General features: G+C 54.2%; 29 protein-coding genes. 10 read left to right on the plus strand and 19 right to left on the minus strand.

What is annotated here, in order from left to right:
* Positions 1 to 62 precede the first annotated feature (62 nt).
* Complete coding sequence (locus ACYOR7_RS02195; RefSeq protein WP_294803852.1) at positions 63 to 1,517, plus strand: NAD(P)/FAD-dependent oxidoreductase; 1,455 nt, start codon at positions 63 to 65, stop codon at positions 1,515 to 1,517.
* Between the two features lie 8 nt (positions 1,518 to 1,525).
* Positions 1,526 to 1,855 (plus strand): hypothetical protein, encoded by a 330-nt coding sequence (locus ACYOR7_RS02200; protein WP_294803849.1) that lies wholly within the window; start codon positions 1,526 to 1,528, stop codon positions 1,853 to 1,855.
* Here the strand turns inward: ACYOR7_RS02200 and ACYOR7_RS02205 are convergent.
* From ACYOR7_RS02205 to ACYOR7_RS02245, 9 genes are all read right to left on the minus strand, one after another.
* Positions 1,852 to 2,583 carry a phosphatase PAP2 family protein gene (locus ACYOR7_RS02205; protein WP_294803847.1) on the minus strand — a complete coding sequence of 244 codons (732 nt, stop codon included), beginning with the start codon at positions 2,581 to 2,583 and terminating at the stop codon, positions 1,852 to 1,854. The two genes, ACYOR7_RS02200 and ACYOR7_RS02205, sit on opposite strands and share 4 nt — an antisense overlap.
* A gap of 38 nt (positions 2,584 to 2,621) precedes the next feature.
* Positions 2,622 to 2,975, minus strand: coding sequence for a hypothetical protein (locus tag ACYOR7_RS02210; protein WP_294803844.1), 354 nt, complete (start codon positions 2,973 to 2,975; stop codon positions 2,622 to 2,624).
* Between the two features lie 120 nt (positions 2,976 to 3,095).
* The gene (sufU, locus tag ACYOR7_RS02215) at positions 3,096 to 3,524 is read right to left on the minus strand and encodes a Fe-S cluster assembly sulfur transfer protein SufU (RefSeq protein ID WP_294803840.1); all 429 of its coding nucleotides are present in this window, start codon (positions 3,522 to 3,524) and stop codon (positions 3,096 to 3,098) included.
* Entirely contained in the window at positions 3,521 to 4,765 is a 1,245-nt protein-coding gene (locus ACYOR7_RS02220) for a cysteine desulfurase (RefSeq protein WP_366137241.1), read from the minus strand. Before ACYOR7_RS02220 ends, sufU begins: the two co-directional genes overlap by 4 nt.
* A 7-nt stretch (positions 4,766 to 4,772) precedes the next feature.
* Positions 4,773 to 5,096 (minus strand): Rieske (2Fe-2S) protein, encoded by a 324-nt coding sequence (locus ACYOR7_RS02225; RefSeq protein ID WP_479912997.1) that lies wholly within the window; start codon positions 5,094 to 5,096, stop codon positions 4,773 to 4,775.
* An 18-nt stretch (positions 5,097 to 5,114) separates the two neighbouring features.
* Positions 5,115 to 6,533, minus strand: a complete 1,419-nt coding sequence (locus tag ACYOR7_RS02230; RefSeq protein WP_479912998.1) for a SufB/SufD family protein — start codon at positions 6,531 to 6,533, stop codon at positions 5,115 to 5,117.
* A gap of 28 nt (positions 6,534 to 6,561) precedes the next feature.
* A complete protein-coding gene (sufB, locus tag ACYOR7_RS02235) occupies positions 6,562 to 7,962 on the minus strand; it encodes a Fe-S cluster assembly protein SufB (RefSeq protein ID WP_294803828.1) in 1,401 nt (466 codons plus the stop codon).
* A 102-nt stretch (positions 7,963 to 8,064) separates the two neighbouring features.
* Complete coding sequence (locus ACYOR7_RS02240) at positions 8,065 to 8,430, minus strand: hypothetical protein (RefSeq protein WP_294803825.1); 366 nt, start codon at positions 8,428 to 8,430, stop codon at positions 8,065 to 8,067.
* A 26-nt stretch (positions 8,431 to 8,456) separates the two neighbouring features.
* Entirely contained in the window at positions 8,457 to 8,909 is a 453-nt protein-coding gene (locus ACYOR7_RS02245; RefSeq protein ID WP_294803822.1) for an NUDIX domain-containing protein, read from the minus strand.
* 183 nt (positions 8,910 to 9,092) lie between these two features.
* On the opposite strand from ACYOR7_RS02245, the gene ACYOR7_RS02250 reads away from it, so the two are divergent.
* On the plus strand, positions 9,093 to 9,221 hold the full coding sequence (locus ACYOR7_RS02250) for a hypothetical protein (protein ID WP_294803819.1): 129 nt from the start codon (positions 9,093 to 9,095) through the stop codon (positions 9,219 to 9,221).
* 2 nt (positions 9,222 to 9,223) lie between these two features.
* On the opposite strand, the gene ACYOR7_RS02255 is transcribed toward ACYOR7_RS02250, so the two are convergent.
* A complete protein-coding gene (locus ACYOR7_RS02255) occupies positions 9,224 to 10,207 on the minus strand; it encodes an SPL family radical SAM protein (RefSeq protein WP_294803817.1) in 984 nt (327 codons plus the stop codon).
* A 67-nt stretch (positions 10,208 to 10,274) separates the two neighbouring features.
* On the minus strand, positions 10,275 to 11,060 hold the full coding sequence (locus ACYOR7_RS02260) for a hypothetical protein (RefSeq protein WP_479912999.1): 786 nt from the start codon (positions 11,058 to 11,060) through the stop codon (positions 10,275 to 10,277).
* A 191-nt stretch (positions 11,061 to 11,251) separates the two neighbouring features.
* On the opposite strand from ACYOR7_RS02260, the gene ACYOR7_RS02265 reads away from it, so the two are divergent.
* Positions 11,252 to 12,136, plus strand: a complete 885-nt coding sequence (locus ACYOR7_RS02265) for an NAD(P)-dependent oxidoreductase (protein WP_294803812.1) — start codon at positions 11,252 to 11,254, stop codon at positions 12,134 to 12,136.
* Positions 12,136 to 12,861 carry a PAC2 family protein gene (locus tag ACYOR7_RS02270; RefSeq protein WP_294803810.1) on the plus strand — a complete coding sequence of 242 codons (726 nt, stop codon included), beginning with the start codon at positions 12,136 to 12,138 and terminating at the stop codon, positions 12,859 to 12,861. Before ACYOR7_RS02265 ends, ACYOR7_RS02270 begins: the two co-directional genes overlap by 1 nt.
* Before the next feature lie 10 nt (positions 12,862 to 12,871).
* Here the strand turns inward: ACYOR7_RS02270 and ACYOR7_RS02275 are convergent, their stop codons facing one another.
* From ACYOR7_RS02275 to ACYOR7_RS02305, 7 genes are all read right to left on the minus strand, one after another.
* Positions 12,872 to 13,219 (minus strand): methionine--tRNA ligase, encoded by a 348-nt coding sequence (locus ACYOR7_RS02275; RefSeq protein ID WP_294803807.1) that lies wholly within the window; start codon positions 13,217 to 13,219, stop codon positions 12,872 to 12,874.
* Positions 13,220 to 13,259: 40 nt separating this feature from the next.
* Entirely contained in the window at positions 13,260 to 14,060 is an 801-nt protein-coding gene (locus tag ACYOR7_RS02280) for an SDR family oxidoreductase (protein ID WP_479913000.1), read from the minus strand.
* 27 nt (positions 14,061 to 14,087) lie between these two features.
* Positions 14,088 to 14,957: an NAD(P)H-hydrate dehydratase gene (locus tag ACYOR7_RS02285; RefSeq protein ID WP_479914442.1), complete on the minus strand. Its 870-nt coding sequence runs from the start codon at positions 14,955 to 14,957 to the stop codon at positions 14,088 to 14,090.
* Between the two features lie 37 nt (positions 14,958 to 14,994).
* Positions 14,995 to 16,410, minus strand: coding sequence for a cation diffusion facilitator family transporter (locus ACYOR7_RS02290; RefSeq protein ID WP_294803799.1), 1,416 nt, complete (start codon positions 16,408 to 16,410; stop codon positions 14,995 to 14,997).
* Positions 16,411 to 16,487: 77 nt separating this feature from the next.
* On the minus strand, positions 16,488 to 17,393 hold the full coding sequence (locus tag ACYOR7_RS02295; protein WP_075054465.1) for a transcription initiation factor IIB: 906 nt from the start codon (positions 17,391 to 17,393) through the stop codon (positions 16,488 to 16,490).
* A gap of 367 nt (positions 17,394 to 17,760) precedes the next feature.
* Entirely contained in the window at positions 17,761 to 18,165 is a 405-nt protein-coding gene (locus ACYOR7_RS02300; protein WP_479913001.1) for a cyclophilin-like fold protein, read from the minus strand.
* On the minus strand, positions 18,165 to 18,698 hold the full coding sequence (locus tag ACYOR7_RS02305) for a hypothetical protein (RefSeq protein WP_294803788.1): 534 nt from the start codon (positions 18,696 to 18,698) through the stop codon (positions 18,165 to 18,167). Before ACYOR7_RS02305 ends, ACYOR7_RS02300 begins: the two co-directional genes overlap by 1 nt.
* A 70-nt stretch (positions 18,699 to 18,768) precedes the next feature.
* Here ACYOR7_RS02305 and ACYOR7_RS02310 point away from each other — a divergent pair, with 70 nt between their 5' ends.
* Genes ACYOR7_RS02310 through ACYOR7_RS02320 form a run of 3 tightly spaced genes read left to right on the plus strand, consistent with a single transcriptional unit; the run spans position 18,769 to position 21,100 of the window.
* Positions 18,769 to 19,404 (plus strand): RNA-binding protein, encoded by a 636-nt coding sequence (locus ACYOR7_RS02310; protein ID WP_479913002.1) that lies wholly within the window; start codon positions 18,769 to 18,771, stop codon positions 19,402 to 19,404.
* A 32-nt stretch (positions 19,405 to 19,436) separates the two neighbouring features.
* On the plus strand, positions 19,437 to 19,790 hold the full coding sequence (locus ACYOR7_RS02315) for a Sec-independent protein translocase subunit TatA/TatB (RefSeq protein WP_294803783.1): 354 nt from the start codon (positions 19,437 to 19,439) through the stop codon (positions 19,788 to 19,790).
* A gap of 56 nt (positions 19,791 to 19,846) precedes the next feature.
* The gene (locus ACYOR7_RS02320) at positions 19,847 to 21,100 is read left to right on the plus strand and encodes a Glu/Leu/Phe/Val family dehydrogenase (RefSeq protein ID WP_294803780.1); all 1,254 of its coding nucleotides are present in this window, start codon (positions 19,847 to 19,849) and stop codon (positions 21,098 to 21,100) included.
* Between the two features lie 90 nt (positions 21,101 to 21,190).
* On the opposite strand, the gene ACYOR7_RS02325 is transcribed toward ACYOR7_RS02320, so the two are convergent.
* Entirely contained in the window at positions 21,191 to 21,634 is a 444-nt protein-coding gene (locus ACYOR7_RS02325) for an Lrp/AsnC family transcriptional regulator (RefSeq protein ID WP_294803777.1), read from the minus strand.
* A 119-nt stretch (positions 21,635 to 21,753) separates the two neighbouring features.
* Between ACYOR7_RS02325 and glnA the strand changes: the two genes are divergently transcribed.
* Together glnA and ACYOR7_RS02335 are read left to right on the plus strand one after the other, a co-directional pair.
* A complete protein-coding gene (glnA, locus tag ACYOR7_RS02330) occupies positions 21,754 to 23,184 on the plus strand; it encodes a type I glutamate--ammonia ligase (RefSeq protein WP_479913003.1) in 1,431 nt (476 codons plus the stop codon).
* Positions 23,185 to 23,208: 24 nt separating this feature from the next.
* Complete coding sequence (locus ACYOR7_RS02335; RefSeq protein WP_479913004.1) at positions 23,209 to 23,460, plus strand: Lrp/AsnC ligand binding domain-containing protein; 252 nt, start codon at positions 23,209 to 23,211, stop codon at positions 23,458 to 23,460.
* Positions 23,461 to 23,517 lie beyond the last annotated feature (57 nt).

Here is a 23,517-nt window from a genome sequence, read left to right on the forward strand (position 1 = left end):
GCGTTTCGAGCCTCCAACACTTTAAATAGCGTTTTGGGCTTTTTCCGCTAGCAAGAAACACAATGTCCGGACAGCGTGACTATGACATTATCGTGGCAGGCGGCGGCCTCGCAGGCATGATAGTCGGCACCTCTGCCGCATATTATTCCAAACAAAAGTTAAAGATACTGGTAATCGACAGAAACGCGTTTCCTCAGCAGGGCATGAAGACCATCTCCGGCTGGGTGTGCGGCGACGCGGTGGGGAAAAACACCGTCGACTACATGGCAGAGCGCATCCACATTAACTGGGGCAAGCCCGAGATAGAGCACCCCGTCAAGGGCGTGGTCGCTTTCTCGCCGGACCATGAGACAAAAGTCGCGTTTGACGGTGAAGGCTACATCCTCAACCGCAAGATGCTCCCGCAGCGCCAGATGGCAGACTGCAAAAAGATGGGAGTCGAGTTCAAAGACCGCGTCGCAATCCGCTCCCTTATAGTTGAAAACAACACCGTCATTGGAGTCGAGGGCGAGGACCTTGCCACCAAGGCTCCTTTCAAGAAAACTACCAAGCTGGTAGTCGACTGCACGGGCGTGACATCGGTGCTCCGTACAAACTTTCCGATAAAGTCGCACATCGAACGCAGGATTGACCGCGACGACCTCGAAGCGACAGGCCGGTACATCTACAATTTCGAGCTGGCAAACGACGACAAGACCTATTTCGATCCGGATTATTGTATCATCCATCTTGATCAGAAACTTGCGCCCGGCGGATATGGCTGGGTGTTCCCAAAGGGCAAGACCAAGGTCAACATCGGCCTTGGCGTGCAGCAAAAGGCGTTTGAGGCACGCAACAAAGAGATGAAAGTAAACCCGAACCTCACCACGCTCATAAACGAGTACGTGCAGGCAAACCCGACGATAAAGAACCCCGTGCTTGCGGACGGGGAGATGGACGATGGTAACGCATGGGGCACATGGCAGGTGTCAGTACGGCGCCAGAACGACTGCATGGTGTCAAACGGCTACATGCTGGTGGGCGACTCGGCGTGGATGCCCAAGCCGCTTGACGCAGGTGGCATCGGTCCGGCGATAATCGCAGCGACAATCGCAGGCAAGGACGCCGTCGAGGCGATAGAGGCCAACGACGTGTCGGAGGGCAATCTGTGGAAATACAACAAGCATTTCATAGACGACTATGGCTACAAGACGGCCGGCCTCGAAGTGTTCCGGAGGATGTTGCAGGGCCTGACAAACGACCAGATAAACTATGGCATGAAGCACTTTTTGTCAAAGATGGACATCGACAAGATAACCAAGGGAGAGCACCCTGAGTTCAGCACGGTCGACAAGCTGGGCATGATGATAAGGGGCGCCATGAACAAGAAACTCGCAGAAGACCTGCGCTACTGCGCAAGCATCAACAAAAAACTCACGGACCACTACTTCAACTACCCTGAGGCGCCCGACGGATTTCCCGCGTGGCAAAAGACGCTCCACGGCATGCTGCAGGAAGCATTTGCCAAGTACAAGTAAAATACATAATGACGTCAAAATACGCCAGCTTTCCAGTAATCGCCACAATCGACCTGCGCGACATCGCAGACATACGCCACGCGGTGGACAAGGTGACAGAAGCCTATGAAAAAAGGCAGGAGGAGTTTAGCTTCCGCATACTTTTGCCGCGGGGCGAAAAACTCACCGGCAAGGCCAAAAAGCTCGGCATGACGTTCCAGGGCGAGCTAATACTGACCATCCGCAAGCGCGGGCTCGTGCCCCAGATCCGCGACCTGCGCTACCTGCACGACGAGGAGCATTATGGCTGGCTATTGGCAAGCCCTGCAATATTTGAAAAGTTTGAAGGCCGGGCCTAGGCGCTGCTGGCCTTGGCGCCCTTCTCATCCTCCTTGCCCTTGAACCTTGACAGCTGAAACGGCTGCCACAACTTCATCGAGTTGCTCAGGACGACTGACATTATCATGCCTATCAGAAACCCACCTACAAGGTCGGTGGGAAAGTGCTGCTGGACATAGACGCGCGTGATTGCTATCATTACTGGAAATGCCCATATCGTATACCCTGCCACTTTTGACTTTTTGTACAGCAGGTATCCGACAATGAACGCAAGCGCCGTAGCCCTCGACACATGGCCAGATGGATAGGAAAAGGGCGCTGCAAATGGTGCAAGGCTGTCGCTTTCGATTCCGAAATTCTCTGGCAGCTTTATCGCAGGCACAAACGCGTACTGCGGCGCCGCCCTGCCCACAAGCGGTTTCAGGTACATGACCACGATTGCAAGCGCTACTATGCTGATGAGAAATATCATCCCCGCCTTTCTAGTGCGCCTGACGATGGTGATTGCTATTGCAAAGAGGAGAAGCGTCGCCACGTCGCCCATCGTCGTTATCCCTATCATGACCGCGTCAAGGCTTGGATTGCCCTCTATTGATTTTGCGTACTTGTTGACAGACTCGTCAATGGCGCTTGTTGCGCCCGACGCGACTATTGCGCTGAAAACCACGAACGCGGCCACGAACGCCACAAACTGGAACGAGCGCGTCCTGAACATCCACGGTGGGTTTGCAGCGGCGGCCTCTGACAACTGTAGAGAAGGCGCGAGCTTGGTGTTTAATTGTTTTCCTAAGCCATGTTCTTGGACCTGCACTGTGGGCACAACTTGGGCTCTTCTGCCTCCGCAAACCATGAAACCGTGTTGCAGTCCTTGCATGTCTTGGTTTCAAGCTCTGTCATTATCTTGTAGTAGCGCGTGTTGAAATTCTGCGCAATCGGGCGCAAAAAGCCCGACTCTTCCATCTCCAAGAGCACGTCCTCAAAATCTAGCACGTCGAGATTTGCCGTTTTGTATCTGTCCATCTCGTTGAGGTAGCCTAGGATTTCGTCGTTTGAAAAGCGGTAGTCTGTATCGTTGAAATTGTCGAATATTATCTTGCGTATATCCTGCCTGCTTACCTTTGGAGTAGTAGTAGATGACATGGCCTAAAGTGTTCTTTTGTCATGTGGGCAAATACGCTATTTAACTGTGCGCTTGGTGTTGTTGTTGCGGCGACTTGCCAGTCTGCACGAAAAAAATTCTCGTGCATCCTAAATGAATGTCTAAAGTGTTCTCGTGTCTTCCTGCAGCTTTTTGGCAGAAGCAGGGTCCCTGTCGGCATAGTACTTTACCATGCCAAGCTTTAGCACCTTTAGTGACAAGAGGGCGCACTTTATTCTCGCCGGACCGAGGTTCATTAGGCCAATGTTCTCTAGGATGTCATCTTTTGTAAGGTCTTTTATCGACGTGAGCTGCTTGTTCATGACCATCTCTGTCAGCATTGATGCGCTTGCCTGGCTGATTGCGCAGCCGCGGCCCTCGAACTTGATGTCCTTTATCTTGTCGCCGTCCACCTTCAGGTGGATGTCGATCTCGTCGCCGCAGAGCGGGTTTGAATCGTGTATGCTGACATCCGCGTTCTGCATCTTGCCCTTATTCCTTGGGTTGCGGTAGTGGTCCAGAATTATCTCGCGATAAATGTCGTCACTCAAATCTTGAACAGCCTCCTTGCCTCGGACAGCGCCTCAATGAATGTGTCGACCTCTTCTTTGGTGTTGTAGATATAAAAGCTTGCTCTCGAAGTTGCCGCTACGTCAAGGCGCTCCATGAGCACCTGCGCGCAGTGGTGTCCTGATCTGATGGCTACCCCGTGGTCGTTCATGATGGTTGCAAGGTCGTGCGGGTGTATGTCGCCTATGTTGAATGAAACCACTCCGCCCCTGTCCTTTGTGTTCATCGGACCGTATATCGTCACACCCTTTACCTGCGCAATCTTGTCGAGCGCGTATTTCGTGATGTCGATTTCGTGCTCTCTGACTCTTTCCATGCCAAGCTTTTCAAGGTAGTCTATAGCTGCTGCAAAGCCGATGACGTCGGCGATGTTGGGCGTGCCTCCCTCGAACTTGTACGGCAGGTCGTTGTAACGTGTCTCGTACTTGTGGACTTCCTTTATCATGTCGCCACCGCCCATGAACGGAGGCATCTTTTCAAGCAGGTCGCGCTTTACGTACAGCACGCCGACTCCCGTGGGCCCTAGCATCTTGTGGGCAGAAAACGCCATGAACTCGCAGTCCATCTTTTGCACGTCGACCGGCATATGCGGGACCGACTGTGCGCCGTCGACCAGCACCGGGATGCCCCTCTCGTGGGCCATCTTGATTATCTCATTTATCGGAGTTATTGTGCCAAGCACGTTTGACATCTGCGACACGGACACGAGTTTCACCTTGCCAGAGTCGAGGTATTTCTTGTACTCGTGCATCTTTAGGTAGCCGTCGTCGCCGACTCCGATATACTCCAGTTTTGCACCCTTTTCCTGCGTCAGTATCTGCCATGGCACGATGTTGGAGTGGTGCTCTATCTCTGTTATCACTATCTTGTCGTCCTTCTTTATGTTCGCCCTTCCCCACGAGTATGCGACCAGGTTTATTGCCTCTGTCGTGTTGCGGGTGAAAATTATCTCGTCAGTCGAGCGGGCGTTTATGAACTTGGCAATCTTTATACGCGTATCTTCGTACGCCTTGGTCGCCTCTTCGGCAAGCTGGTGCACCGCCCTGTGAATGTTGGAGTTGTAGTTCATGTAATAGTCGTGGATGGCATTGATGACTGCAAGCGGCTTTTGCGTAGTCGCCGCGTTGTCGAGGTATACCAGGGGCTTGCCACCCATCACCTTGCGCTTCAGGATGGGGAAATCTTTGCGGATCTTTACAACATTGAGGGCGTCTTTCTGCATCATAACTTTAATCGATCTTGATGTAAATTGCGTCGTCCTGTATTTTAACCTTGTAAGTTTTAAGGGAGGAGGTTGCAGGCGGGTTCTGCGGAACGCCGTCTGTCAGTTTAAAGGCGGAAAGATGCAGGGGGCAGGTCACCGTCTTTTCGCCCTCGTTCACAAAGCCTCCAGTCAGGTCGGCATAGGCGTGGGTGCATATCCTGTCGGTGGCATAGACGTCGCTTCCCATCTTTGCCACCATCAGTTTTCTGCCTCCATGGTCAAACTCGACCAGCCCGCCGCTTGAAAGCGAGCCGGCGTCGCAGACGCGCACCCAGCCCTCTCCTTCCATGCTCTTTCTCTCTACTAACTACCTGTACTTGTAGTGCTTTTCAAAGATGTCCTGCGTCTCGCGGTACCGTGATTTCTCGACCTCTAGTATCTGTTCCATCGCCTCGTCGGCGCGAAGCATGAGCGGGTTGCCCTGCCACTTGTTCTCTATGAGGTAGTTTATCCACGCCCTTATGGTCGGGCCCATCTTTCTGGACAGCGGCTCTAGAAAGCCGGACACTATCTCGCGCTTGGCTCCCTCCCTGCTCAGGCCCCTCGTGGTGAGGTAGAATATCTGGTTCTCGTCGATCTGTGCGACAGAGGCCGAGTGCGTCGCCCTGACCTCGTTTGTCAGGATTTCAAGGCCCGGTATCGAGTCCGATTTGGCACCCTTGTCCAGCAGGATGGCATGGCCTGAAAGGTACGATTCTGTGCCCTTGCCGTCCTTGCCGATTTTTATCATGCCCTTGAACAATGATTTTGAAGTGTCCTTCATAACCGACTTGACCTGCACCTTGCCCTTGGAGAACTGGCCGTCGTGTATCAGGTTCGACATGATGTCAAACGACTGGTTGCCGACTCCAAAGACTATCTCGACATCTTCAGCAGTCGCGCCCTGGCCCTTCATGACGCTGTCCGTCTTGAACCTTGAAAGCATGGTTCCAAAGAGGCCGACGTACCACGACATCTTGGCGTCTCTCTCTACAAACGCCTTCCTGTTTGAAACGCATACAGTATCCGCGCCCATCGCCTGCAGCGTGACTGCCTCCAGATGCGCGTTTGGCTTGACCGATGTCTCGATTAGTTCAAAGTAGCCTTGCTGCGTCTCTGCATTGCCAGTTCCAGGCGCGTACAGCTCTTGCACTATTGTCGCCTTGGAGCCCTGCTCTGCCACAAAGACGTTCCTTGACACGAGCGACGTGCCATCGTCTGCCAGCGACGTTATTATCCTGATTGGGTCGTCGAGGACGACGTTTCTTGGCACGTAGACAAAGACGCCCGACTGGAACGCGGCCGCTTCAAGAGCCAAGAACCTGTCCTCGCTGTGGTCAAGCGGGTTTGCCTCCATGTGCGCCTTGACTAGGTCAGAATGCTTGGCAATTGCTTCCTTTATGCCTGTGACAATGACTCCCTGCTTTGCGACGCTGTCTTTGATGATTATTTTGTTTATCTCAGCGCCTACCTGCAGGATTCCCGTCTCTTTTTCGAGCTCTTCAAGCCTCTTGGCAAGGTCGTTGCTTATCGCGTGCTTGCCGCTACCTTGCACAAAGTTCAGGTGCACGCCCTGCGGCTTGATCTTGTTTGCGTCAGAGTATTTCGAGTAGAGCGGCGACACCTCATTTGGAAGCGAAAGGTACTTGGCAATCGCCTTTTTCCTGTCCTCTGCAAGCCACGCAGGGTCCTTTGCAGATACTTCACTTATGTTGCTTGCGTTGATGTTGGCAAGTGTGGTCGGCATTTTTCTCAATCACCAGAAAAGTGAGTGACTAGCCGACAGAGCCTTCCATCTCGAGCTTTACCAACCGGTTCAGCTCGACTGCGTATTCCATTGGTAGTTCCTTTGTGAACGGCTCGATAAAGCCGCCGACTATCATGGACAGCGCGTCGGACTCGCTGTACCCGCGTGACATCAGGTAGAATATCTGGTCCTCGCCTATCTTGCCGACGGTCGCCTCGTGGGTGATGGTCGCGTCGTCCTCATTTACCTCGATGTATGGGTACGTGTCGGTCCTTGACTTTTCGTCAAGCAACAGCGCGTCGCACCTGACGTTTGACTTTACTCCGGTGGCGCCCTTGGCCACGTGCAACAGGCCCCTGTACGTAGTCCTGCCAGAGTCCTTGCTCACTGACTTGCTCGTTATCCTTGAAGTGGTATTTGGCGCAAGGTGGACTGCCTTTGCACCTGCGTCTTGGTGCTGGCCTCCGCCTGCAAACGCGATTGAAACTACCTCTGCATGCGCGCCCTTGCCGAGCATGTAGACGCCCGGATACTTCATTGTCAGCCTGCTTCCGATGTTGCCGTCTATCCACTCGACAGACGCGCCCTCGTACGCGTACGCCCTCTTTGTCACCAGGTTGTAGACATCCTTGCTCCAGTTCTGGATTGTCGTGTAGCGTATCCTGGCTCCTTTCTTTGCAATAAGTTCAACCACTGCAGAGTGCAGCGACTCTGTCGAATACACCGGCGCCGTGCAGCCCTCGATGTAGTGGACATCGGCGCCTTCGTCTGCTATGATGAGCGTGCGCTCGAACTGGCCGATGTTCTCTGCGTTAATTCTGAAATATGCTTGCAGCGGAAGGTCGACCTTGACGTTTGGCGGTACGTATATGAACGAGCCGCCGGACCAGACAGCGCTGTTGAGCGCGGCAAACTTGTTGTCCTCTGGCGGTATGACCTTGCCAAAGTGCTTCTTTACTATCTCGGGATATTCCTTCACCGCAGTATCGGTGTCGGCGAAAATGACGCCTTTTGCCGCAAGGTCGTCGCGCAGGTTGTGGTAGACTACTTCAGACTCGTATTGCGCACCCACGCCTGCGAGGAACTTGCGTTCTGCTTCCGGGATGCCAAGTTTCTCAAACGTGTTCCTGACTGATTCTGGAACCTCGTCCCAGCTCTTGCCCTGCTTCTCTGAAGCCTTGGCATAGTAGTAGATGTTCTGAAAGTCAATTTTGGAGAGGTCGCCTCCCCATTCGGGCATGGGCTTGCTCATGAAAACGTCAAAAGACCTGAGCCTGAAATCGCGCATCCAGTCAGGTTCGCCCTTCATGCGGCTGATTTCCTCTACCGTGCCACGGGAGAGCCCCTTTTTACTTAGGTAAACATAAAGCTCTGTTGAATCCTTAAAGTCATACTTGCTATAGTCCATGTTAAGGTCTTTTGCAGTCATCTCTACAGCTTCATAACGCTGTTATTTTATATATATTTTCCACTTTGCACCCGGGGTTTTGGCAATTTGTACAGCCTAACTCCATAATTTGTACAAGCTAAGTCAGGTTGTATGCCTCATGGCGTTTCTAGCCTCAAGCGCACCCTTTCTGACCAGCGCCTGCACGTCAAGCGCAAGGTCGTCCATCTTTATCCTGCCCTCCTTGAGCAGGTCGAGTATGTCCCGGACTGTCATTTCCTGCCTCCCCGGGACTGCGGCCTTGGTGTCAAGCACGCCCTGGCCCGTCTTTACTTGGAGCACCCACAGCAGCTCCTCCACCTTGCCCTTGCTCTGGGCCAGTTTTTCCGAGTAATGCTTTACCGCCTCTTCGTTGTGCTCCTGCATGGCCTTGGCAAGCATCTTGGCTATGGAACTTGCCTGCCCTTCGAGCAGGTCTATTCTGAGGCGTATGTCCTTTTCAGAACGCAAGTGCTTTTTTCAGCCCTGTTCTGGCTTTAATAATTTCGTTCTTCCCCGCGGCGCTTTGTCGACCAATACGTGCCAGTACTACCCTTCCACCGGCGGTAGTCTGCAAGTATCTGTGCATGGTCAAACGCCGCCCTTTCGATGCTATCAAGCTCGGCCCATTCGAGGCTTGCCGCGTCATCTTGCGCCTTTTCCTTTCCGCCGATTATTATCGCTACAAACACGACGGTCATGGTGTGCTTTCTCGGGTCCCTGTGCGGGTCAGAGTAGACCCCAAGTATGTCTATGGGCTCCACCTCAAGCGACGTCTCTTCGAGTACCTCACGCTTCATCGCATCCTCGACCGTCTCGCCTTCGTTAACAAAGCCACCCGGTAGAGCAAGCATACCCTTGAACGGGTCCTTTTTCCTCCTTACCATGAGGACCTTGGAGCCCTTTTGCAGTATGGCATCGACCGTGGGCGTGGGATTGCGGTAGCTCATATGCATCTTCTTTGTGGCTTTCAGGCGCTATTAATGGTTCGTGTGTTACAGTAATTGCAATAAATTACAGGCTCTTATGTAGGAATAATATCTGACAATAGAAACACGGCAAAATGCGGCCATTATTCCTTCTCATGCTAAAATCTTTTAAACAATGGCCACGGTTATACTGTGCGTATACATATGTCGCTGTTCGAGATGGAGCTTGAGGCACCAGCGCCCCTGACCATCTGCCCAAAGTGTGGAAGGCAGGTGCGCATCGACGGCCACTGTGAATGCGAGGCAATTTTCCTGACAAAGCCGCGCAAGTGAGCCTAACTGCCGGGCGTTGCAGCCTGGTCGCTAGACGCTCCTGTGAACGAGAGCATTGTAGTCTGGCCCGTGCACGACCTGTCGATGTCCTGTGGACGCACGTGGTCGGGAAAGCCGGGGCAGATGCCACGCGACTTTACTTTTTCATACAACCTACTTGTCATCTTTTTTGCGTATTTCTCGTTGCAGGCGACGTACGGCCTTGCAAGCGGCTCCTCAGTGATTCCATAGAGCTCGCGGTAGCGCCCCTCGCCGTCAGGGACTTGCAGCAGCCGGAGGGCCATCTTCATGCGATCCCAGATGTCATCGCGCATACGCAGCATCTCGCCGGAGACGTATTTCACGCCTGCCTGCCTGCAGCAGTCTACGACTGCGTCAAGCTCCTCGTCGGTGTCGGTGACAAGTGGCATTATCGGGTCGACGTTTACGCCGCACGGCACGCCGGCACCCGTGAACTTTTTGATGGCCGCAAAAATCCGCTCTGCCGGTGGCGTGCCGGGCTCCACTATGCGCCGCGTTTTTTCGCTGGCGGTTGTCATAGACCATATTATGAAACAATTGTGGCTGTACCTGCGGTGCAGTTCAAGGTCGCGCTCGATGATTGCGGATTTTGTAAAGACATAGTACGGCACGTTGTATTTCTGTAATATCTGCACGCACCTCCTAGTAAGTCCGTACTTTAGCTCTGCCGGCTGGTAGGCATCTGTAGCCGACGCTACCATCACAGGGTTTATGGTGCTCCCCTTCCACGACTGGAGTTCCCTTTCAAGCACTTCAGGCGCGTTGCTCTTGGCATAGACCTTGTCATAGAATTCCGGCGACCACTCGTACGTGGCATAGCAATAGGCGCACCGGTGCTGGCAGCCCTGGTACGGATTTATTGTCATGCCCGAATAGCCCCTGACTGCAAACGAGTGGATTATCGACTTGGCCTGCTTGGCCTCGTATCTCGGCGCTGATGAAATGTCGTACCACAGCCCTGACATGTTGGCACATGCAGGTCCATGCCTAATAAGGCAAAAGACACCTGCGGGGGAGGGGGGGAAAATAATGCTACTCTTTTGCATATACTGTCTTGGAATCTTCCAGCACTACATAGCCGTGCGATTCTCTTATCATCATAGCCTTGCCTGCGCGCTCTGCTCCGACCCGCAGGTCGCAGGCGCACAAAAAGGCCGCGTCATTGAATTTTTCAGACGCAGTCTCTTCCACGCTGTTTTCAAAAAGCCATGTGCTGTCCATTGCAAGCCGCAGCCTGCCTACAGCGCCAAGCGCAGACGCCCACTCTGATGCCTTCTCGTCAAGGCTTGTACCCTTGGCCTTCTCCCGCAGCTCGCGCCACGTGATGGACGGTACGGAAAGCAAAGCAGGCTCTGACAGTATCGCGCCCTTTGCCTGGCGCCCTCCTGCAACCGGGTCGAAAAAGGCGCCAAGCATCCTTTCGCGGAACTGCGCGCTCCTGTACAGGAGCAGTACGCGCTCGCCCGCTGAAACGTTGCGCATAAAGACATAAGGTTCGTCCCTCCTTATTGCGTCAAGTATCTCCCTTGGGCCCATGTTGGTTTCCTGCACGTTCTTGGCAAGCATTTCGTCAAAGCGCTTCAGGATAATGTCGGCGCCACTGCCAAGCGTAGACCACAACCCTTTTTCAAACTCTTTGTAGTTTGAAAGAATCTCTTTTTCCTGCATTCCTGCAAGGGTCGACATGTGGTAAAGAAGCGCCCTGACGGACGACTCGCCAAGGACGGTGAGCGAGCTCAATGCTGCAGAGGCTACCACCTTTTCATGTATTTTCAGTGGCTTGTATCCCCTTTCGTCCAAAAGGCGCGGGACGTCCATACTGATCATTCCATCCCTCTGCTGATAGTAGCCATTAATGGAAATAAACGTATATATCTACTGGAAACCGAAAGATCCAGAAGCAATTACTTTGTTATAGAACAAAGCTCAACCATTTAACCTTTTTTCCCATAGTTTAAGAACTGACCATCGTGTATAGTTTTTTATTGGTGCATGAGAGGAAAAAGGATGTGAAAGTTGGCATCGCCGGGCTCGGCCTTATGGGCTCCGGCATTGCAAAGCGCTTGATAAGCACCGGCCACTATGACGTCTGGGTCTACAACCGGGACAGGTCCAAGGCAGTTCCGTTTTCAAAGGGTGCCACGGTGGCTGCAAGCCCTCTTGAACTTGCCTCAAACTGCGACCTTGTGATAACCATCGTGACAAACTTTGATGCAGTCAAGGAAGTGTTTTTCGGCGGCGCAGGAATTGCCAAGTCAAAGAAGGGCGCACCTATCATCGCTGACGCCAGCACAATATCGCCAGAGCAGTCCGCATACTGCGCGCAGGAGCTACGCAAGGACGGCGTTGAAATGCTCGGTATGCCCGTCATGGGCGGGCCTGCGGCCGCAGAGGTAGGCGAGCTCGTGCCCATGGTTGCCGGGAACAGGCAGGCGTTTGAAAAGGCAAGGCCGGTTATGGAAAAGATAGGCAAACAGGTGTTTTACATCTCTGAAAAGGACGGTGCCGCAAACGCGGTGAAACTTGCCCTCAACCTCAACATCGCGCTTATTGCGACAGCGGTCTCGGAAGGCATTACGCTTGTAAAAGGCTCTGGCATAGACCCCGCGGTGTTTGTGCAGGTACTGAACAGCACCTACTTCAAGACCGGCCTGTCGGAGAAAAAGGGACCGCTTATGGTGGCAAACGACTATTCTCCGTCTTTCCACCTGAAAAACATGCTGAAGGACCTAGAGCTTGCAAACGACACGGCGCAGGCACACGGAGTCACGCTCCCGACTACGGCTCTCGTACAGCAGATGTTCCGGGCGGCAAACAACATTGGGTACTCGGAAATGGACTATACCGCAATCTGCGCCTTTCTTGCCAAGATAAACGGGATGGAAAATAAATAATGATAGTAAAGCTTTCTGTGTTAAAGGAAGTGCAGGCAGGCGAGTTTTCCGCGTTTGCGTCGCTTCCGGATATGGGTCGCGTCGGCGGGCTCGTGTCGTCATTTCTTGCGCAGCACCTCAAATGCGAGCAGGTCGCCGAAGTCGTGTCAAGCGACAAGCCGTGGGTGTCGTACTCTAACGGCGTGGTGAAGAGCGCAAGCGACACGTACAAGGTGTTTTACGACAAGGCGCACAAGCTGCTGGTGTTCACCGGCGAGTCGCAGCCACAGGATCCCGGGCAGTTGTACACGCTGTGCAACGCGTTTCTCGACTACGCGCAAAAAATCGGCACGGTGAAAAAGCTGTACGGAGCCGGCGGCTACCTTCGCGAGCAGCTGACAGGCGCGCCGCGCGTGTGCGGAGTGGTCAACAGGCCGGAGCTGAAAAAGGCGCTTGCAAAAGCCGGCATCGACCTAGTAGGTGGCGAAATTTCAAGCATCACGTGGTTCAACGGCGTTATACTCGGCCTTGCCGCAGAGCGGGGAATAGACGCCATCGGCCTGTTTGGCGAGATAGCCGAAACCACGGTTCCGCAGCCGCTTGCCGCAAAGAGCATAGTGGCCGCGTTCTCGAAACTGGAAAAGATCCCGCTTGACACAAAGCCGCTCGACCAGCACTACGAGTCTATACTTGAAGAAATACAGAAAAAGAAAGAGCCCGGCAAGTTTGGGCCCGGAATAGGCTAGCTAGTCTTAGTTAGTGTATCGGCGCGCCAAGCGGCGCTTCTTCTGCGATGGTCAAGAACACCGGCTTGCCTTCCGGACCGTCTGCCGCAAGCAGCATGCCGTTTGAAGTCATGTCGCCGATTTTCCGGGGCGCAAGGTTCGTGCAGATGACGACTGTCCTGCCCACAAAATCCTCCGGTTTTATCCACAACGCCGCGCCAACTGCGACCTCTCGCTTTTCCGTGCCAATGTCGACGACGGCCTTGAACACCTTTTTCATGCTGGGGATGGCTTCGGCGCTTGCCACCTTGCCTATCTTTAGCTGCACCTTGATAAATTCGTCAAACGTGATGACATCGTGGCCTCCTTGCTCGCTCATATATACGCCCTTTTTTCAATGACCGGGGCTATTAAATTGCTTATTCAAGGACGCGCCTTGCGACAAGCGCGTGAATGGTGTCGTCCGGCGCGATGCGTCTGAGCCGCACGCCTGCTTTTTCCTTCGCAGAGCCAAGCAGGTACCTGTATTTCGGCTTTGGAGACGACACCGCGTCGTGTATGGCGTCTGCGACTATTGATGCCGGCAGGCCCCGGGGCGTTTCCCGCAGGTATTTCCTGTACGCTTTGGCAAACCGCGAGTTCTTTAGTTGCGACACTTTTTCGTCCGTCACGGAATGTATGTTGGTTTCAATCACGCCAGGATTTATGCTTGCGACTTTTATCCCTGTGTTCCACAGCTCTATGCGCAGCGCCTCTGTGAACGCTTCGAGCGCGTGCTTGGTCGCGCAGTACATGCCTATGGTGGGAAGCGACACCATGCCTGCCATGGAGCTGACGTTTACAATCCTGCCCTCCTTTTGTGCAATGAGCGTCGGCAGGACCTTTTTCGTGACGCCGACAAGCCCGAAAAAGTTGGTCTCAAACTGCGCCTTGATGCTTTCCATCGAAAGATCCTCGATGGCGCCCGGCTCGACATAGCCGGCGTTGTTGACAAGGCCAAAGACACCTGACGCGATTATCGGGTCCAGCACCTTGTCAAACCTGTCCGGCCTTGCCACGTCAAACTCGACGGGGACAAAGTTTGCAAGCCTGCGTGCCATCTCTTGCAGTTTGTCAAAGCTCCTCGCAAGGCCATACACCTTGTAGCCTGCGCCTGCAAGCTTGGTCGAAGCGGCCTTGCCGATGCCGCTTGACGCACCGGTGACTATTACTGATTTCAAGCAAGTTCTGTTGCATTGCCTGCTATATTATTTGATTATCACGTCAAAGCGCTTCATGGCGATCGGAAGGTCTTCCAGCAGGTCAAAAGATGTCATGTGCAGGCCGACGCGGTTGTACACAAGGTTGCCCGCAAGCCCGTTGAAATAGGCCGCAAGAAGTGCCGCCTCAAAGGGCGGGACCTTGCACATGAGGCCGGCGGTAATGCCGGCAAGCACGTCGCCCGTGCCTCCGACCGTCATTGCGCAGTTGTGCGTGCGGTTTATTCCCATACTCTTGCCGTCAGAGATGACGTCGGTGGGCCCCTTGAGCAGGATTGTTATGCCGTGCTTTTTTGCGTTGGCAGCCACGTTTGCAATCCTTTCCTTCTCCGTGTCGCCGGGTTCCTCGCCGAACAATCGCTTGTATTCGCCTGCGTGAGGAGTCACGACGGCGTTTGCATTGGCAATTTCAGGCAGTATTTCTGGCACGAGCGCTGATGCGTCGAGCAGGATTTTCGTCTCACGCTCTTTTAGTTTTCTTGCAAGCGCAATTATCGCCTGCGGGCCGGCGATGCTCATGCCCATGCCTATGGCCGCGGCGTCTGGATTTTTTGGAAGCATTGCGGAAAGCCTGTTTGCCGCGCCCACGGTCAATTTGTCGTCTGGGAGCGGGAGTGCGATGAGCGCCGGCGAAAAGCAGCGCACCTCCGTGATTATCGAGCGGGGAACAGCGGTGTAGACCAAGTCTGTGCCTGCGCGAAGAGCCGCCATGCTGGTAAACACCGGCGCGCCGTGGTAGAATCTGCTTCCGCCGGCTACAAGCACCGTGCCGTTATCGCCCTTTTTTGATGACGCCCTGCGTGGCGGCATCAGTTTCTTGGCAAGCGGCAGGTTTATGGTGATTACTGCGGCCACAATAGAGCAAGCGAACAGCCCAAGATATAAAGAGATTCAGTTAGCCCGGCTCGGCGTGTATGGTGACTATTGAGCCGGGATACCTGGCGCGTATCTGGTTCTCTATCTCTGTCACCAGCTCGTGTACCTGCTCTATTGTGGCCTGCCCGTCCGTCGCAAAGCCAATGTCCACGTCTATCTTTAACGTGTCCTCGTCGGTCCGAAACGTCGCTATCCTGCCGACCTTCTTTATCTCGCCTGCCGCAAGCACTATCTGCCGTATTGAATTCTGGATCTCGGTGTCTGCAAGCGGCTGGACGCCTGCCACCTCGGGCATAAGAGGCTCCAAATGCACGGTCACGTTTTGCGCGCGCTTTAGCTGACCCTTTATCGAATCTTCGACCGCACTTGCTATTGCGTGCGCTTCGCTCAGGCTTGCAGATCTGTTGACCTGGATGTGGAGCGACACTTCCAGCCTGTCGGTGCCGTCGACCCTTGAAACGATGATGTTGTGGACGCCCTTTACTCCCGGCACGCGCGCCGCCGCGCGCTCGATTATGGATTCAAGCGGCAGGTCTGGGCTGTATATCGGCTCAAAGTGCACGGTGATGCTCTCCACCGCGTCGCCAGTTTCCGCAAGGCTTGCCTCGATGTTGCGCTCTACCTGCGCGCTGGTCTCATGCGCCTTTTCAAAACTGATGTCTGCCTTCAGGCTTATCGTGACTTCTGCAAAGATCTCGTTTCCGACCCTCCTCATCTTGACGTCCTTGCAGTCAAGTACGCCCTCGGTTTCTGCGGCTGCCTGGCGCACCCTTGCAACCAGCCTCGGCGGGATGCTGTCTGTCAGCTCAAACGCGTTGTGGTACGCAAACCTGCTGCTGAGGTATGCGAGGAAAACGCCGAGAAAGATCGCTGCGATGGCGTCGCCCTGGTAAAAGCCGGTGGTGACAAGCCACAGGCCAGCAAGCGCCACGACAGTCGAGGCAAAGTCGGCCATCGCGTGGTAGAGGTCGGCCCTGAGGGTGGGGGCTTTGGCCCTGCGCATCGCCCTGCCAAGCACGACCATCCTGAAAACATCGACCGCAAGCGTGTACGCGACTGCCGCAAAGCCTATCGTGCCGGGCTTGACAGAGAGGGCGGCTGCGCCTCCAAACGCAAGCCGCGCCGCCGCCTCGTAGATGAAAAACACAGAGACTACGAACAGCGCCGCGCCCCCGATAAAGCCGCCTATTGTCTCTATCCTGCCGTGGCCGTACGTGTGCTCCTTGTCGCGAGGTTTTGCCGCAAGGCTGACTGCGATTATCAATATGGCAGTCACGACAGCGTCGAGCAGCGCGTGGGTGCTGTCCGTAAGGACTGCAAGGCTGTTTGTTATGACGCCTGCCGCAAACTCGAACACGAAAACGGACGCTATTGCTACAAGCGAATAACGCAGCGCATTTCTCTTAATGATGGAAACGTCGGCAGACGCTGCCACGGTTGCACGTTGTCTACCAAAAATTGCTATTTAGGTGTTTATTAAAATTAATTATCAAAAAGGGGGAGGTAGGTCGTCTAATTTGCCAGCGAGTCAAGCCGGCTCTTTAGATTCTTGTACCTATTTCTGACGGTCACTTCGGTGACTCCTGCGGCCTCGGCGATGTCTGTCTGGGTCCTGTTCTCGCCAGTCTCCAGCGACGCCATGTACAGCACTGATGCCGCAAGCCCCATTGGGTCCTTGCCTGCGGACATGCCGCTCTTCACTACATCATACATGATGTTCATCGCATGGCGCTTTGTCTTTTCACTCAATCCCGACTTGCTTGCAACCCTTGCGATGCATTTCATCGGGTCTATCATCGGGATTTTCAGGTCCAGTTCAAGCACCACGAGCCTGTACATCCTTGCCAGGTCCTTGCGCTTGACGTTGCTAGTCTCGGCGATGTCCTTGAGCGTCCTTGACATGCCTGTCTCGCGTATCGCAATATACAGCGCCGCCCCGAGTGTGGCAGATATGGTCCTGCCCCTTACGAGACCGCGCTCTTGCGCTTTTCTGTATATGTAAGCCGTCTTTTCCACTACGGCGTCGGACAGCGACAGCTTGTCTTTTAGCCTGTCCAGCTCCGAGAACGCCTGCCTGAGGTTTCTGTCGGTCGGCGAGTGGGCCTGCGTACGGAAGTCCCACGCCCTCAACCTGTCCATCGTGGACTTCATGACGCCCTCTATCAGGCGCCCACTTGCGTCCTTGTCCGTCCTTGCAATCACTGTAGACAGGCCCATGTCATGGCGTGCAAGTGAGCTGGGGATTCCAGTCCTTGCCCTGTCGTCCGCCTCCTGGGAGGTGAACGCGCGCCATTCGGGCCGCATCTCTTGTATCTTATCAGAGATCACCAAGCCGCAGCTCCGGCAAATAATCTCGCCAGACTCTGGGTCTGTGACCGTCTTTTCGTGTTTGCACGGGGATACTAGTGAGGTTTTCATATTCTCTGAGAAGCACCTTTATATCGCGTTTGCAGCTTATAAGGCCTGTGGAACTAAGTATAATTGTATTCGGGCTTTGTACCATTGAGAATTTTTAATGATTATTCTGTAGTGGCTAATAATTGCACGTTTTTATAAAAAAAGTGGCAAGATATGGATTGTTGAAATGCAAATGCTTGCAGCGTTCGTGCCTGTTACCGCACATCCGGAGCGGCTATTTCTGAAAATATTATAGCAATTCTCCAATATGAACCTACAATCTAATACAACGGCGCTTTTCTTCAAAAGCCGTGCTCAAGGCTCCGTTTTGGCTGTCCTAGTTGGTGCCATCCCTGTATTTGCGCAAGCGTGGGCTCGTCATTCGTCGTTAGCGCAGGATAACAGATACATGTTTTGCAACATGCTTCTCTTCAACCCTGCGCAAAAAGTCTTGTATGTCTGCCGGCCTTGACTTTATCCTGCCTACAATGTTGACGGGCGAGTATGGCAATATCTTTCCGGCCTTGCTTATCGGAGTCGGCCCGTAAAAGAAGCACAGCGCGCTGCCTTGCGGCCAGTATGCGACGTCAAAGAGGCTAACCTCAGATCTTGCGTTTTCCTCCGCAACCCTTACCTGCGTCGCCTCGGAATACAGCTCGTTGCCCCACCTTTCGATTGTCATGGTCAGAGGCAGGCTGTCAATAATTGCTCTGACCGTATGGGGCGAGCGCGAGCCGTCAAGCTCTATCTCAACCTTTTCGCCTATCGCCGGAAACTCTAGAAACACCTTCATTATTTCTCTATTCCTTTGTGAAACGGCATGGGAAGGTCCGGCAGGTTCAGTTCCGCCGTCTTGCCGTCGAGCATGGCAAACGTCCTGCCGTCGTACGTGCACTTTACGATGGGAAGCGGCTTTATTCCGGACAACACGTCTGCGACTTTGTAGTATTCCACGAGCTTGCGCTGCTCGTACACGGTCGCGTTCTTGCGCCGGAACCTCTTTTTGCTCATGAACTTGAATGCAAAGACGATGTGGCGCGTGGGGTAGATGGCAAACATGTCTGTGACTACTGTACACCGCTCTATCTGGTCCTGCGGCACATACAGGTTGTCACTCGTGCCCGACTTGGCTTCGATGGTAAGAAGTATGCCCTGCTCGTTGTTCACCGCTACAATGTCGGGAAGGCCGGTCGATGATCCGCCGAGCCGGCGCGCGTGCCATCCTTTGAGCGCGTTAAAGCGCTCGACAAGCCCGTGCTCGTAGGCGTAGCCCCTGCTCCGGCGAAGGTTGCCCAAGTATGCCCTGCTAGCGGTTATCTGCCTCATCTATAAATTGTAGTCGTTGTCGTCGCAAGTCTTTTATCCAGACCTGCCGCGCTAGAATATGCATACACACATGTCAGTCATCAGTAGCATACAAGGATCACTTGAAGCCATTAACAGGGACCTGAAGGATGTGCAGGAGCGCCGCGAAAAACTGATCAAAGGAACGCGCGACGCGGTGATGCTATGCAGCAAGTCGATAATCGCAATGCACCACGGTCAGCTTGCCGAGGCCGCAGAAATGATGGCTCATGCAAAGGCCATGCTTGCCGAGTTCCGGGTCCACGCCGGCGACGACCTCTACCGGTACATGGCAGTGGCAGAGCAGGAGCTGGTAGAGGCGTACACGCTGCGCGCCGTGATGGAAAACTCGCAGCTCCCGTCGATGGCAGACCTTGAAGTCTCGGGGCCGTCGTACCTGACTGGGCTCTTGGACTGCGTCGGCGAGATAAAGAGGCTGGTGTACGACCGGATGAGGTCCGGCAACGAAAAGGACGCCGAGAGCCTGTTTGCGGTGATGGAGGAGATCTATGGCGCGGTCTATCCCTTTGCAGTATACGACAACATCGTGGCCGGCCTGCGCAAAAAGCTCGACGTGGCAAGGATGCTCATCGAGGACATACGGGCAGTAGTCACGGAGGAAAAGAGGCGCAGGGCGATGGTTGACGCCATGGCCGGCCTTGAAAAGAGGCTGGGCGGAAATATTTAATTCCCGTTCATAATCAGTGTACACGTACAAATATGCCGTTTTCCGGCCTGCTTCTTCTGGACATAGGGGGGTCAGAGTGGGCGATCATAATCCTAGTCGCGCTCGTGCTCATCTTTGGCACAAAACGCCTGCCGCAGGTCTCTCGCACGCTCGGAAAGGCTATGGGCGAGTACGAAAAGGCCCGCCAGCAGTTCCAGCAAGAAATGCAAGACGCCACCGAGCAGGCAAGGAGGGATGCCGGCGTCATCAAGACTCCCAGGATAACAAGCCCCGTCGCAACAGAGCGGGAGAAACTGGAGATGATGGCAACGTCGCTTGGAATAGACCATGCCGGCAAGAGTGACGAGGAGCTTCGGTCGCTCATCTCGCAGCGCATGAACGCCTAGGCTTTCCCTTAGGAAAAACCTTAGGCTTAAATACACTGTTTTGTTAGATCGGTGTCATGTCCCAGCCGATCAACCCGTTTGAGATGGCGCTCAAGCAGCTTGACGAAGTCGCGAAACTGATAAAGCTCGACAAGGGGATGCACCAGATCCTGGCGCACCCAAAGCGCGTGCTCACAGTCTCTATACCAGTCAAGATGGACTCTGGCGAGATCAAGGTTTTCACAGGTTTTAGGTCGCAGCACAACGACGCCCGTGGCCCGTACAAGGGCGGAATCCGCTACCACCCGCAGGTCTCTATCGACGAGGTAAAGGCCCTGTCCATGTGGATGACATGGAAGTGCGCAGTTGCCGACATCCCGTACGGCGGTGGCAAGGGCGGAATCATCTGCAACCCAAAAGAGATGTCCAAGGGCGAGCTTGAAAGAATGACCCGGCGCTACGCCTACGGCATCGCTGACATCATCGGCCCGCACACCGACATTCCTGCCCCAGACGTCTACACCGGAGGCAACGAGATGGCGTGGATTATGGACACCTACTCTGCGCTAAAGGGCAACTACGTCCAGCCAGAGATAATCACCGGCAAGCCCATTCCCATTGGGGGCTCGCTCGGCAGAAACGAGGCGACCGGCAGGGGGCTGTCGTTTACCGTGAGAGAAGCGGCAAAGAAACTGAAAATCAACATGAAAAACTCGACTGTCGCGGTGCAGGGCTTTGGCAACGCTGGCCAGTTTGCGTCGCAGCTAGTGGAGGAGCAGGGCGCGACCGTGATTGCAGCGTCTGATTCAAAGGGCGGCGTCTACAACAAGGCCGGCATTTCTGTGCAGGCGTTGCGCAAGCACAAGGAAAAGACCGGCTCTGTCGTCGGCTTTGCAGACGCCAAGTCGATAAGCAACGAGGACCTGCTGGAAACCGACTGCACGATCCTGATACCGGCCGCGCTTGAAAACCAGATAAACAGCAAGAATGCCAGAAACGTCAAGGCCAAGATTGTAGCAGAAGCCGCCAACGGGCCGACGACTCCGGAGGCCGACGACGTCCTGTTCAAGAACAAGACGCTCGTGATACCGGACATCCTGGCAAACGGCGGCGGAGTGACAGTGTCGTACTTTGAGTGGCTGCAGAACCTGAGGCGCGAGTATTGGGCCGAGGACGAGGTCAACCAAAAGCTCGACAAGAACATCACCAAGGCGTTCCTCGACATCTATCACACGCACGAGGAGTATGGCGTCAACATGCGCAAGGCGTCGATGGTGTTGGCCGTCAACAGGGTCACAGAAGCGATAAAGATCCGCGGCCTCTGGCCATAATCCTTTCTTCTTTCCTTCTGTCTCTGCGCGTACGAGAGGAGGGGGCGTGCTTCCAGTGGAACCTGCCGTACGCGCGATAGTTCTTTTAAACTAGCTTTCAACAAACCTGAAATCTTCTTTCACGGTTATCAGCACTACATGGGTGTTTGTCCTTTCCACGTACGGCAAAGAAAGGTCTTTTTTTACAAAGTTGCTGAGCTCCTTTCTGTTTTTGAACTTGGCAATGATTACCATGTCCGTCAGGCCAGTAATATCATAAACTGCACAGACGTTTGGGAACCTGGCAATCTGCTTTTCAAGCTCGATTATCTTGCCCTTTGCAGCAGTTATGTCGATTATGGCAGTCAGGTCGTAGCCCAGTTTTTCGTGGTCAAGCATGGCAGAATAGGACTTGACTATTCCTCCCTTTTCCAGTTTTTCCACCCTTGCAAGCACGGTCGGAGGCGAGACTCCAATTTCCTCAGCCACCCTGCGGTAGGACATCCGGGCGTCTGACAGCAGCTTTTCCAGTATCTTTACGTCTGTCTTGTCCATGGTCATCGTGCAGGTATGGATTTAACAGATATAAAGTATTTTCTGAATCTAGTTTCCAGATTTTAACAATAACCGTCAATGACCTTATATCAGACAACTGCCTATCTTATAGCAGATATATGTCACTCAGGGAAGATTCGCAAGAGCTGCGGCAGCACAGCCCCGACGACATTGCGGGAGCCGAGTTTATACAGGTAAGATACACGGACGTTCCAGGCCGGTTCTTGGCAAAATACGTTTTCAGCGGGACCGGGAAACTGTACGAGCATTTCAAGAGCGGAGTCGGCCTGGATGGCTCGTCGGTCAGGGGCTATGCCACGATAGACGAGTCGGACCTGCTCCTGGTCCCCGACAGGTCGACTCTGAGAAAAGTCCCTGTGCCCGGCTTTAGCGTGGCGACAGTGATTGCCGACGTGTACAGGGGATTCGGCAGGGGCAGGTTGCTCCGCGACCCCCGGCACGTGTCGCAGTGCGTGGAGGAGCGCCTCGCCAGCGAGGGCCTTGCGTGCCAGGTAGGACCAGAGGTCGAGTGCTTTGTATTTGACGACGTCGTTTTTGGCGACCGCGGGATTGAAATCGTGTCGGTGGAAGACGAAGGCGGAAGCAAGTACCCGCTCCGCAGAAAGGGCGGGTACGACGCGCCGCCCTTCCAGGACTCGCTTTTGGAGTTCAGGTTCGAGGTGGCCAAGATGCTGGAAAAATACTACTCTATAAACGTCACGAACCTGAACCACGAAGTCGCAAGCAGCGGCCAGATAGAGATCAACTTTGTGCACGATACGCTGACAAAGTCGGCAGACAACGTCCAGGTGTACAAAGACGTCGTCAGAAACGTGGCAAAAAAACACAACAAGGTGGCGAACTTTATGCCCAAGCCGGTCTTTGACGAAGGCGACAGGAGGGCCGGCGACAACGGCTCGGGTATGCACGTCAGCACGAGCCTGTGGGCCAAGTCGCCGGCGGCAGAGAACATTTTCTACGATCCTTCTGACAAATACGCCGAGTTCAGCCAAGCGGGGAGGTACTTTATCGGAGGGCTGTTGGACCACTCTGCTTCCCTGGCCGCGCTCGTCGCGCCGACGGTAAACTCGTACCGCAGGATGGTCCCCGGCTTTGAAGCGCCGGTATACGCCGCCTGGTCCCGGGGAAACAGGTCTGCAGTCATCCGGGTGCCGGTGAACGAGAGAGGAAGCTCGCGTTCAAAGCGCGTCGAATTCCGTGCGCCGGACCCCTCTGCCAACCCGTACCTGGCGTTTTCGGCGATTGTGTCTGCCGGCCTTGACGGCATCAGGAAAAAGATTGACCCTGGCGATCCTGTGAACGAAAACATTTACAAAATGTCCGACGGCCAGAGGAGCAGCCTCGGGATAAGGCCACTGCCGGGTAGCCTGCAGGATTCGCTTGCCGCACTAGAGAGCGATTCAGGATACTTGAAACCGTGCTTTAGCGACGAACTGCTAGAGACCTACCTTGACCTCAAGGAGAAAGAGGTGGCAGAAGCAGGCGACTGTTCAAAGGAGCGGCAGTTCCGGATGTACTACGACGTATAATGACTATGGTACTGTCGTGGTTCCATGTCATCCGCGTACATCCTGATAAACTGCGAACTAGGGTGCGAGAACGCCGTCATTGACGAGCTCAAGACGCTGCCAGGGGTCGTCGAGGCCAGCCAGATTTATGGCTCTACTTTTGACATAATAGTCAAAGTCTGGGCGGACACTGAGGACCGGCTGAAGGAAGTGATAAACCGGCGCATAAGGCGCATCGAAAAGGTCAAGGCGACACAGACTATGATGGTAGTGGTGGAACTGCATAGCCACGGCTAGCCATCCCTGACTGGCGCCAAAAAAAATATCTGCTTAAAATGAAACGCCGTCGCCTGC

This window comes from Candidatus Nitrososphaera sp. 86-2 (genome assembly GCF_056726185.1).